Genomic DNA, 11282 nt, shown 5'->3' with positions numbered 1-11282 from the left:
ACATGGAGTGCGAAACATTTTTTTACCCACACAAAATATTTTTATTTTTAACCTCTTGCGGAAAAAGGAGGTTTTCTAAAAAAGGAAGTGTATTTTTACTCATTGGCAAAATTTGTAGATTACCTTCCTTAGTGATTATTATTTCAAGATATTCTACGCCTTGAGTATTTGAATCTCTGCCTGGAAGTATTTTAGAACTGCTCATTATAGAAATATTCTACCAAAAAATTTATCTTATGTCAATAAAATTTTCTCCTGTCCTGTGATTCAGACATTGGACATCAGACACAAGACTATAGACTCTATTTATGTAGGAAATTAGTGACATTTGGGAAATCATCCTCAAAACTTCACTCCGTGAATTTTTCCTAAGCCTTATCTATGGTAGTGACAGTGTCGGTGAAGAAACTCCTTCAACTCATCCAACACTTCCAACTCGTAACCGTTCAGGGCTATACATTAGAAGTGTAAACAAGGAGAAATGGGGAAAAGGGAGAATTGGAGAAATGGCTCAAACTTTTTCTTGCTCCACCTTTCGGACATCAATCCTGGAGTCTGCGAAATTTACCAGTAACCCTATTTCTTTATCCACTCTTATCTCCACTTTTCCATCTTCTCCCTTTCTCCTTATTTTTATTCTACCTGAACCCTTACTCCAACTCTTTCTACTCTTTCAACTCTTCCAGCAGAAGTATAGGCAGGTCTCTCAAGCCTTCATTCTTCTGCAATTTCTGCCCGCTTTAGTCTGAGGTCTGATGTCTATAGTTTACTGTTTGAATCACAGATAATGGGACGCAAGATTTTTCCTCGCAGATATATACAGAGGTCTGGCCCCCAGGTTTCCAGGCTAATTATCAACGACAGGGCACTACTTGTTTCAATATCTGCTCAAATTCCGGAAATGATGTCTGGATACAATCTATATTATTGATTTTAGTTTTGCCATGAGCAACTAAGCCGGCGATGGCTAAGGACATTGCGGTGCGATGGTCGCCATAAGATTCTACCTCTGCTCCAGTGAGTCTCTGGACACCCTCAATGATTAATCCATCTTCTACCTCAATAACCTTTGCTCCCATTTTATTTAATTCAGTGGTCATAGACTTTATTCGGTCTGTTTCTTTGACTCGTAATTCTTTTGCCTCCCGAATTTCAGTTCTACCAGTGGCTAAACAACTTGCGACAGTTAGAATAGGGAGTTCATCAATTAATTTTGGAATCATTGCTCCGGCAATTGAAGTGGCTTTCAAGGAACTTGATTTAACAAGAATATTTGCTACAGGTTCACCACAGACCAGTTCTTGATTTTCAATGGTGATATTAGCGCCCATTTTTTTTAAGACATCGATTATCCCTATTCGAGTAGGATTAATGCCGAGATTCAAAAGTCTTATCTTTGCATCTTTAACTAAACAAGCCGCAACGATAAAAAATGCCGCTGATGAAATATCACCGGGTATTTTAATCTGCCTTTCACCTCTTAACGGAACATTACCTGTAATAGAAATACTGAAATCATCTTTTATAATTTGTGCCCCAAAGAAATTTAACATCCGCTCGGTATGGTCGCGTGAGGACATTGGTTCTATGACCGTCGTAACGCCGTCGGTAAAAAGCCCGGCTAACAAAATAGCAGATTTTACCTGAGCCGAGGCAATAGGTAAAAGATACCGAATTGGCTTAAGTCCCGGATTCCCAAAAATTGTCAGTGGTGCAAAATTGCCTTCTTTTGCCTCAATTTTTGCTCCCATTTGTGACAGTGGTTCAATCACACGACGCATCGGCCGCCTTTTTATCGATTCATCACCACTCAGACAACTATCAAATCTCTGCCCTGCCAATACCCCCAGGAGTAATCTCATTGTTGTTCCTGAATTACCAACATCAATTAACCCACCGGGTTTTTGTAAACCATTTAGTCCCTGACCCAAAATAGTTAAACAGGCATTATCTCTTTCTATCTCTATGCCGAGTGATTGAAATGCCTTAATGGTATTTAAACAATCCTCTCCTAACAAAAAACCTTCAACCGTAGTCTTGCCTTGAGCCAGAGCACCAAGCATCACTGCCCGATGGGAAATAGACTTGTCTCCAGGAACGGTAATTGTTCCTCTTAATTTATTTGTCGGTGTAATCTCTAAATATTCCATAAATCCTCACTCAGTGAAAGTGGTCACAATTCACTCTTTACTGTATTATATCCTATTTATAACTAAAATGTCAATTAAAAATTTGCACTTTTCCCTCAAACCCCATTTTTCTCTTTACATAGCCACTGGATATTGTAGGGGATTAACTTCGGATACACATTATTTTATGGTGTTAAAAAAAATTAAAAAAATTTTAAAAAAACACTTGACAAAAATCTACGCGTAGGTATAAAATAGTAAGACATTGGAACAAAGTGGAGGAAAATGGGAAAATGTTCGTCGGGGAATATTCTCATACCATAGATGAAAAAGGTCGGGTGATTATGCCGGCTTCATATCGGCGGGTGCTGGAGGAAAAGGGAATAAAGAAGATAATTATTACTTCTGGAGTGGGAAATTGTTTATCGGCTTATCCTCCGGATGAATGGTTTAAGACATTAGAAAAGATTAAAGAAATACCTACGGGCAAGAAAGAGGTGCGGAATTTTATTCGTAAATTTTGTGCAGATGCTATGGAATGTTCAATAGATGAGCAAGGAAGGCTTAATATTCCTCCAAAACTTCGCCAGCTGGCTAATTTAACCAAAGAAATAATTATTATTGGACTTATAGAAAAAATGGAGATATGGGATAAAGATGTCTGGATAGAACATTACAAATCTATCTCGCAAACTTATGAAGAAAATGTCGAAAATTTAGACCTGGGAATTTAAGAAAGTAGTGAGGGAAGAATATATAGCCACGACTCACTACTAATAGAAACTGGGAGGGGATAAGGAGATGGCGAGAAGTGAGTAGCCAGTAGTAAGGGAAATATATATTTCCCTAGATACTCGTTACTCACTACTCGCTACTAAAAGAGTGAATACTCATATCCCTGTATTATTAAATGAGATATTAGAATATCTACAAGTTAAACCTGATGGTATTTATATCGATTGCACCTTAGGTGAAGGAGGACACTCAGAGGCGATTTTACAAAAGGGTGGTAAGATTATAGGTATTGAGCAGGATGGGGAGATTTTGGAGATAGCTAAGAAGAGATTAGGTCCGAAGAATATTATTTTTGTTCACGATAATTTTAAAAACATAAAAGAGATTTTAGCCAATTCCATTTTAATAAGGGGGGGAGCTTCTGCCTCTATTGATTCTGTTAATGGTATTTTATATGATTTAGGTGTAAGTTCAGTTCATTTTGAGTCAAAAACACGCGGGTTTAGTTTTAGATTTGATGCGGATTTAGATATGCGGTTAGATTTAAGAAATAAGGTTACGGCTAAAGATTTAGTTAATTCCCTGTCGGTAAATCAATTAAAAGAGATTATATTAAAATATGGTGAGGAACATCGGGCAGAGAAAATAGCTCAGGCAATTGTTAAAAACAGACCAATCCACACAACATTTGAACTAATCAAGGTCATTGAACCGATTATCGGATATAAAAATATTCATCCAGCAACAAAGGTATTTCAAGCATTAAGAATAGCGGTTAATCAGGAATTAGATGTCCTGGATGAATCATTAGATAAGGCGATATTATTATTAAAAACAGGCGGAAGACTTTTAGTTATTTCATTTCATTCACTTGAAGACCGTCTTGTGAAACACAAATTTCGTAAATGGGCAAAGGAAGGATTAGCTAAAATTATAACTAAAAGTCCAATTAGACCAACTTACGAGGAGAGAAAAGTTAATCCGCGAGCAAGAAGTGCAAAACTCAGGGTAATCGAAAAAACTTAGTCTTTAGTTATACACCATTTATGTCGATATTAAAATTAAGGACGATAAAAGCAACTAATCGGTTAATTGCTAACTAATTACCAGTTACCAGTTACCAGTTACCAATTACCAGTTACCAATTACCAAAAAAAGGGAGGGAAAAAATGACTGATATTGCAATAGCCTATTGGCATATGTTTCAGAAGAAGGGGGATAAATTGATAGTTCTACTTGGAAGGCATCGTAAAGCTGAAATAAAAAAAGTTGTCAGGAGTTATTTATCGACAATTATAGGAATATTTATAGTCGGATTTATGTGGGTATTTACCCAAATTCATATTACCTCAATGGGTTATACCATATCTCTGCTTCAAAATAAAGTGCATCAATTAGAGAATTTCCAAAGGATGCTTTTAGTCGATATTTCAAGTTTGCGTTCGCCGGACAGAATTGATAATATGGCAAGACAGATGGGATTAACTATCCCGGATGAGGTTAAAATTGTCTGTTTACCACAACCTCAGTATTTAGTTGAAAATAAACCGATTAATCTTTTTAAATTCGGAATAAACTTTTTCAAACTTAACAAAGCCGAGGCGTGGAGTAAAAGGAGAGTGGAGTAATGGAGTAGTGAAGTATTGGTAAAAAATCTGGGGGGAATTAATGAATTTACAAAAGTTAGTCTCTAAATTAAAAGAAAAGCAAATTATTGGCAATAAAGATGTTGAAATAACCCACCTTACCACTTCTTCGAAAAATGTAGTTTTTGGGTCTTTATTTATCTGTATAAAAGGGTTTCGGGTTGATGGGCATAATTATATTGAGGAAGCCATTGGAAAAGGGGCAAAAGCCATTCTGGTATGTGAGGATGTTCCGATTTTATCCGCGGTAACTTATATCAAAGTCACGGATACTCGCCAGGCAACTTCCATAATCGCAGATACCTTCTATGATTCTCCGTCTTCAAAATTTCAATTAATTGGTATTACTGGAACTAATGGTAAAACCACCATTGCTTATCTTATTGAATCCCTTTTAAAAACTGCAGGCTATAAACCGGCTCGTTTTTCGACGATTAGTTATAAAATAGGCGAATTAGAAATTCCTGCAGGACAGACTACTCCAGAGGCATTAGAATTACAACAAATGTTCTGCCAGGCAGTAGAAAATGCCGCAACTCATGTCGTTATGGAAGTTTCCTCTCATGCCTTAGCCCTTTCTCGAACCGCAAATTGTGACTTCGATTATGCTATCTTTACTAATCTCACCCAAGACCACTTAGATTTCCATAAGACTATGGATAATTATTTAACCGCGAAAATAAAATTATTTAAAGAATTAAAGCCTCAAGGGATAGCAATAATTAATTTAGACGACGCCCACAGCCAGGAGATTATCGCCAATACCTGTGCCAAAACAATTACCTATGGATTATCTGATAAGGCACAAATCTATGCCGAAAAGGTTATGTCAACAAAGAAAAATACCTCTTTTTTTTTTACTATCCAGAACTAAAACGGACGGCGAGTCAGATAAATTTAAAGTTAGTAGGAGGGTATAATGTTTATAATGCCTTAGCGGCTATTGGATATGGGTTAGTTGAGGGAATAGACATTCAAACCATTAAACAAGGCGTTGAGAGTTTATCTGGAGTTAGAGGCAGATTTGAATTGGTTGAAAAAGGACAGGATTTTACCGTAGTCATTGATTATGCCCATACCCCGGACGGATTACAAAATGTGATATTATCAGCTAAAAGACTTAATCCAAAAAGAATTATTACTATTTTTGGTTGTGGCGGAGATAGAGATAGAGAGAAAAGACCACAAATGGGTAAAATCGCCACAGACCTGAGTAATTGGACGATAATTACCAGTGATAATCCAAGAAATGAAGACCCGGAGGCGATTATTAAAGAAATTAAGGCAGGAATTGGAGGTAAGGCATACGAAGTGGTAATCGACCGAAATCAAGCCATCACTAAGGCATTAGATTACGCAAAACAAGGAGACCTGATACTCATTGCTGGTAAAGGACATGAGACTTACCAGATATTTAAAGATAAAACAATACATTTTGATGATAGAGAAATAGTAGAAACTTTTTTAGTAAATAGTTTATAGTAGAGGGTAGAGAGATTCTTTCTTTCTACTCTCTACTTTCTACTATTTTGGGAAAAAAGGTATTGAATGGAACCAATCAAGGTAGATGAGATATTACAAGTAACAAAAGGTAAATTACTTTCAGGGAATAAAGATACCTGGATTCCTGATATTTCTACGGATTCAAGACAAATCAGTGAAGGTGACCTATTCATTGCCCTTAAAGGGGATAAGTTTGATGGACATAATTTTATTGAGGAGGTGATGCAAAAACAAGCCAGTGGCTTAATAATATCTAAAGAGATACCGATTACCGATTACCGATTACCGATTACCATTATCAAGGTAACCGACACATTAGTTGCTCTGGGGAAAATAGCCGCTTATTATCGCCAGAAATTCAAAATACCAGTAGTCGCCATTACCGGCAGTAATGGTAAAACCACGACTAAGGAAATGGCAGTCACACTTCTTGCAAAAAAAATTAATACCCTGAGAAGCAAAAGTAGTTTTAATAATGCTATTGGAGTTCCATTAACCCTGTTTGAACTAAATAAGACGACCCAGGCCGCGATTCTGGAAATAGGTATGAATCATCCCGGTGAGATAAAATATCTCTCAGAAATTGCTAACCAGACGGTTGCTCTGATTACCAATATTGGCGAATCTCACATCGGTTATCTGAAAACAAAGGAAAATATCGCCAGCGAAAAAATGAAAATTTTAGAGCCTGCTGGTATCGCTATTTTAAATCGTGATGATGTATATCTGAGTAAAATAAAATTTAATGGCAAATTAATTACCTATGGTATTCATAATGAAGCGGATATTACTGCCCAGAATCTGCATCAGAATATGAATGGAGTCGAGTTCACTTTGAATAATCGTTATCATCTCTCAATCCCTATTTTAGGAAGACATAATGTTTATAATATTTTAGCGGCAACGGCGATTGCTTATGCCCTCGGATTGACTTTTGAAGAGATTGAAAAAGGATATGGTGAGTTAAAAACACCTTATGGTCGAATGGAATTAAGTTCTTTACCAGGCGGGACAAAAATTATTAATGATGCCTATAATGCCAATCCCACTTCAATGAAATGTGCTCTTGAAACATTAAGTCAAATTCAAACTGATGGTCGAAAGATTCTGGTTATGGGTGATATGTTGGAACTGGGCGACTTAAGTCAATCTTTTCATCAAACAACAGGAAAAGAAATTGCCAATTATGGGATTAATATTTTATTTACAATTGGAGACAATGCCTCTTTATCTGCTGATGAGGCTTGTAGAAGAGGGGTAGAGGTTTATAAATGTGGTTCTAATGATGAGATAATCTCTAAATTAAAAAAACTCATTCAGTTAGAAGATATTATTCTGGTGAAAGGGTCAAGGAGAATGAAATTAGAGGAAGTGGTAGAAGGATTAGGTAACTAATTACCAATTACCAGTTACCAATTACCAGTTACCAAACAAAAGGAGGGGAAAAAATGCTTTATCATATATTTTATGAATGGTTATACGAACCAGAGACTTGTTTTTCCATCTTCAGGGTTTTTAAATATATTACCTTCCGGGCGGCTTATGCCGCTATCACGGCGTTAGTCATATCTTTAATTATCGCTCCATTTATTATCAAAAAATTAAAGCAAAAACATATTAAGCAAGTCATTCGCAAAGAATACCTCCAAAATCATATTCATAAGGCTGAAACCCCAACTATGGGAGGGATAATCATTCTAATTGCGTTAGTTGTATCTTCAATTCTCTGGTTGCGGTTTGATATTCGATTTACCTGGATAATTATAGAAATGACCGTAGGTTTAGGTCTAATTGGATTTATAGATGATTACCTGAAATTAGTCAAACAAAGGTCTGAAGGTTTAGTCGCTAAGTATAAATTTAGTGGTCAGGTTATCCTGGCATCTATGTTGGCAATTTATCTGTGCTATCATCCGATACATTCGCAGTATGGGACTTCCCTTTCTATTCCTTTTTTTAAAGGAGCACCGGTAGATATAAGTTGGTTTTATATTCCATTTGTCATTTTGGTCATAGTTGGCACTTCCAATGCGGTTAATCTAACCGATGGTCTGGATGGACTGGCGATTGGTGCGGTAATATTTGCGGCAATTGGTTTTGTCGGTGCCTCATATTTTGCCGGGCACTTTAAATTCGCCCATTATCTAAAGATAATCTATGTCAGTGGTGCAGGAGAGATAACTATTTATCTTGCCGCCTTGATTGGAGCATCCATTGGTTTTTTGTGGTACAATGCCTATCCTGCAGAGGTATTTATGGGCGATACCGGCTCATTGGCTCTGGGTGGTATACTTGGGACAGCGGCTGTCTTGATTAAAAATGAATTATTATTAGTAATCATCGGCGGATTATTTGTGATTGAGGCTTTATCGGTTATTCTTCAAGTTGGTTCGATGAAATTGACTAAACGCCGAATATTCAATATGGCGCCTCTACATCATCACTTCGAGAAAAAAGGCTGGAGTGAACCAAAGATTATTGTGAGATTCTGGATTATTGCCGGGATATTTACCTTGTTAAGTTTAAGTACCTTGAAATTAAGGTAAGGGTAACCGTTTAGGTGGTAATTTACCGCAGAGACGTAAGAGTTTACAGAGAAGATATAGAAATAAATCAGATAACAGAAAAGATTATTGGTGCAATCATGATGAAAATCAGGAATGGAATGAAGCATCTGGTAAATAGTTTTTAATTTTCTTCTCTGCGTCTCTGTGTCTGTGCGGTGAACGGTTGCAAGAAAAGAACGAAAATGAATATTAAAGATAAAAGAATAATTATTGTTGGCATGGCGAGAAGCGGTTTGTCAGCGGCTAAATTGTTACTTAAATATGGGGCAAAGGTAAAAATCTCTGACTCAAAACCAGCCTCACAATTGCAAAACGAAATTACTCAATTAAAAAATTTAGACATAGAAATAGAAACAGACGAACATAAGGAAGACTTTTTACCCCACTGTGAATTAATCGTTGTCAGTCCAGGAGTTCCTGTAGAGATTCCATTTTTACAAAAGGCGAAAAAATTGGGTATCCCGATTATCTCAGAAATGGAATTAGCCTATCAATTTTTACCACAAAATCGGGTGATTGCGGTTACCGGGACAAATGGCAAAACAACGACTACAACATTAATTGGCGAAATCTTAAAAACGGCTGACCAAAAAGTTACCGTCGCCGGCAATATCGGTTATCCATTATCCGAGGCAATAGATAAAATTGACAAAGATTATCTTGTGGTTGTAGAAATAAGCAGTTTTCAATTAGAAACCATAAAAGATTTTAGACCCAATATCAGTGTTTTTTTAAATTTTACCCCAGACCACCTTGATAGACATAAAGACCTGAATGATTACTTGAAAATAAAAGCAAGAATCTTTGAGAATCAAACTAAAGATGATTTTATGGTTCTAAATGCAGATGATTCAAGTATTATGGAGGTAAGTCAACAATCTAAGGCTAAACCAATTTTTTTCAGTCTGATTAAAAAAGACTTTGAAAACGGTATCTTTCTAAAAGGAAATCAGATTGTTAGCCGATTTGAAGGAGAAGAAAATGAGATATGCAAAACTCAAGATATAGCCTTAATCGGACCTCACAATCTCCAGAATGTCCTATCGGCTCTGGGAGTAAGTGCTATTCTTAAAATTAATTTAGAGGTGGTCAGAAAGACATTAAGAGAATTTAAAGGGGTCGAACACCGCATAGAAGAGGTGGCTTGTATTAACGGCATACGGTTTATTAATGATTCAAAGGCAACCAATGTTGATTCAGTCATTGTTGCCTTGCAAAGTTTTAATAAACCAATTATTTTAATTGCTGGTGGTCGAAGCAAAGGATGTGACTATAGCCGACTAGACCCTTTGTTATCAGCAAAAGTAAAGACATTGATTTTGTTGGGTGAAGCAAAGGATAAAATCGCTCAAGGTGTCCATTTTGATAATATCTTTAAAGTCCAGAATTTACACGAGGCAGTTGAATTAGCATATAAACTATCTAAACCAAAGGATACTATCCTTTTTTCACCCGCCTGCTCAAGTTATGATATGTTTAAAAACTATGAAGAAAGAGGGCGAGTATTCAAGGAAGAAGTAGCAAGAATAGGAAGTAAAACTGTTCACTGACTACTAATCACTCAAGGAGGATTATATGGCGTCAAAATCACGAGTGGATATTGCATTATTTTTAATCACGATTACCCTGGTGGGGATTGGTGTGTTGATGATTTATAGTTCCAGTGCTATCTTTGCTAAACAACATACTGGTGACACATATTATTTTTTTAAAAGACAACTTATCTGGGTGACAATGGGGCTAATTGGACTTTTTTGTGCCTGGAAATTTAATTATCATAAGTTACAAGAGAAAAGTTGGCAATTGTTTCTTTTTGGGGTATGTTTAATTAGCCTGACTATCATCCCTGGAATAGGATATGAGATAAGTGGGGCAACAAGATGGCTAAAAATATGGTTTATAAGTTTTCAACCATCAGAATTAATGAGAATTATCTTTATCATTTATTTGACTGATTTTATAGTTCGTCGAGGAAAAGAATTTCAGGGGCTTTTTAAAGGATTTCTGCCCCCTTTGTTACTTTTAGGACTTGTTTCCGTAATTCTATTAAAACAACCTCATCTGGGAATGGTTGTTCTTTTAGGTATGGCGACAATGGCTATTTTATTTGTCGGCGGGTGTAGGATGCAATATTTAATAGCGCTGGTATTATTGGCTATTCCAACAGTTTATTTTTTAATTCAATGTGCTCCATATCGAGCCAGAAGATTAATGGTATTTTTAAACCCCTGGGCAGACCCCGAGCATAAAGGTTACCACATTATTCAGTCATTAATTGCCTTAGGTTCTGGAGGACTATATGGACAGGGATTAGGTGAAGGTAAGTTAAAATTATTTTACTTGCCTCAATCATCCACAGATTTCATCTTTGCGGTCATCGGCGAAGAAGGTGGATTTTTACTAACAGCCTTTGTTATCATTCTATTTGTACTATTTGCCTTTGCGGGATTAAAAATTAGTCTTTTAGCCGCAGATGCTTATGGTTCATTATTGGCATTTGGGATAACGGCTTTAATTATCCTGCAATCACTTCTCAATATCGGTGTCGTTACAGGCGTAGTTCCAACAACAGGAATGCCATTACCTTTTATTAGTTTTGGCGGTTCATCTTTACTTATTAATATGATTGGAGTAGGAATTATTTTAAATATCGCTAAGTATTCGTTACAACAATCATTTACCAGTAGATTGCATCAGTAGGT

The 11282-nt window shown here is 36.4% G+C and carries 11 protein-coding genes; 9 read left to right on the top strand and 2 right to left on the bottom strand.

The window, feature by feature from the left end; all coding sequences use genetic code 11:
* Nucleotides 1–22 precede the first annotated feature (22 nt).
* Nucleotides 23–205, bottom strand: a complete 183-nt coding sequence (locus AB1414_01065; GenBank protein ID MEW6606027.1) for a hypothetical protein — start codon at nt 203–205, stop codon at nt 23–25.
* Nucleotides 206–854: 649 nt separating this feature from the next.
* Entirely contained in the window at nt 855–2150 is a 1296-nt protein-coding gene (gene aroA, locus AB1414_01060; GenBank protein ID MEW6606026.1) for a 3-phosphoshikimate 1-carboxyvinyltransferase, read from the bottom strand.
* Nucleotides 2151–2422: 272 nt separating this feature from the next.
* Between aroA and mraZ the strand changes: the two genes are divergently transcribed.
* From mraZ to ftsW, 9 genes are all read left to right on the top strand, one after another.
* Nucleotides 2423–2863, top strand: coding sequence for a division/cell wall cluster transcriptional repressor MraZ (gene mraZ, locus AB1414_01055; protein MEW6606025.1), 441 nt, complete (start codon nt 2423–2425; stop codon nt 2861–2863).
* A 148-nt stretch (nt 2864–3011) separates the two neighbouring features.
* Nucleotides 3012–3890, top strand: a complete 879-nt coding sequence (gene rsmH / locus AB1414_01050) for a 16S rRNA (cytosine(1402)-N(4))-methyltransferase RsmH (protein MEW6606024.1) — start codon at nt 3012–3014, stop codon at nt 3888–3890.
* A gap of 143 nt (nt 3891–4033) precedes the next feature.
* Complete coding sequence (locus AB1414_01045) at nt 4034–4492, top strand: hypothetical protein (protein ID MEW6606023.1); 459 nt, start codon at nt 4034–4036, stop codon at nt 4490–4492.
* A gap of 40 nt (nt 4493–4532) precedes the next feature.
* Nucleotides 4533–5384, top strand: coding sequence for a UDP-N-acetylmuramoyl-L-alanyl-D-glutamate--2,6-diaminopimelate ligase (locus AB1414_01040; GenBank protein ID MEW6606022.1), 852 nt, complete (start codon nt 4533–4535; stop codon nt 5382–5384).
* A 17-nt stretch (nt 5385–5401) separates the two neighbouring features.
* Nucleotides 5402–5992, top strand: a complete 591-nt coding sequence (murE, locus tag AB1414_01035) for a UDP-N-acetylmuramyl-tripeptide synthetase (protein ID MEW6606021.1) — start codon at nt 5402–5404, stop codon at nt 5990–5992.
* Between the two features lie 66 nt (nt 5993–6058).
* The gene (gene murF, locus AB1414_01030; protein ID MEW6606020.1) at nt 6059–7408 is read left to right on the top strand and encodes a UDP-N-acetylmuramoyl-tripeptide--D-alanyl-D-alanine ligase; all 1350 of its coding nucleotides are present in this window, start codon (nt 6059–6061) and stop codon (nt 7406–7408) included.
* Nucleotides 7409–7461: 53 nt separating this feature from the next.
* The gene (mraY, locus tag AB1414_01025; protein MEW6606019.1) at nt 7462–8559 is read left to right on the top strand and encodes a phospho-N-acetylmuramoyl-pentapeptide-transferase; all 1098 of its coding nucleotides are present in this window, start codon (nt 7462–7464) and stop codon (nt 8557–8559) included.
* 203 nt (nt 8560–8762) lie between these two features.
* Complete coding sequence (gene murD / locus AB1414_01020; protein MEW6606018.1) at nt 8763–10130, top strand: UDP-N-acetylmuramoyl-L-alanine--D-glutamate ligase; 1368 nt, start codon at nt 8763–8765, stop codon at nt 10128–10130.
* Nucleotides 10131–10155: 25 nt separating this feature from the next.
* Nucleotides 10156–11280 carry a putative lipid II flippase FtsW gene (ftsW, locus tag AB1414_01015; GenBank protein ID MEW6606017.1) on the top strand — a complete coding sequence of 375 codons (1125 nt, stop codon included), beginning with the start codon at nt 10156–10158 and terminating at the stop codon, nt 11278–11280.
* Nucleotides 11281–11282 lie beyond the last annotated feature (2 nt).

This window comes from bacterium (genome assembly GCA_040755795.1).
Taxonomy (GTDB): domain Bacteria; phylum UBA9089; class CG2-30-40-21; order CG2-30-40-21; family SBAY01; genus JBFLXS01.
This window is presented reverse-complemented; position numbering and strand designations above follow the sequence as displayed.

Excerpts from the sequence above, each read along its gene's own strand:
- AB1414_01040 (MEW6606022.1), top strand. The coding sequence starts at position 4,533 with ATGAATTTACAAAAGTTAGTCTCTAAATTAAAAGAAAAGCAAATTATT.
- AB1414_01065 (MEW6606027.1), bottom strand. The coding sequence starts at position 205 with ATGAGCAGTTCTAAAATACTTCCAGGCAGAGATTCAAATACTCAAGGC.
- murF (MEW6606020.1), top strand. The coding sequence starts at position 6,059 with ATGGAACCAATCAAGGTAGATGAGATATTACAAGTAACAAAAGGTAAA.
- AB1414_01045 (MEW6606023.1), top strand. The coding sequence starts at position 4,034 with ATGACTGATATTGCAATAGCCTATTGGCATATGTTTCAGAAGAAGGGG.
- mraY (MEW6606019.1), top strand. The coding sequence starts at position 7,462 with ATGCTTTATCATATATTTTATGAATGGTTATACGAACCAGAGACTTGT.
- ftsW (MEW6606017.1), top strand. The coding sequence starts at position 10,156 with ATGGCGTCAAAATCACGAGTGGATATTGCATTATTTTTAATCACGATT.
- aroA (MEW6606026.1), bottom strand. The coding sequence starts at position 2,150 with ATGGAATATTTAGAGATTACACCGACAAATAAATTAAGAGGAACAATT.
- murD (MEW6606018.1), top strand. The coding sequence starts at position 8,763 with ATGAATATTAAAGATAAAAGAATAATTATTGTTGGCATGGCGAGAAGC.
- mraZ (MEW6606025.1), top strand. The coding sequence starts at position 2,423 with ATGTTCGTCGGGGAATATTCTCATACCATAGATGAAAAAGGTCGGGTG.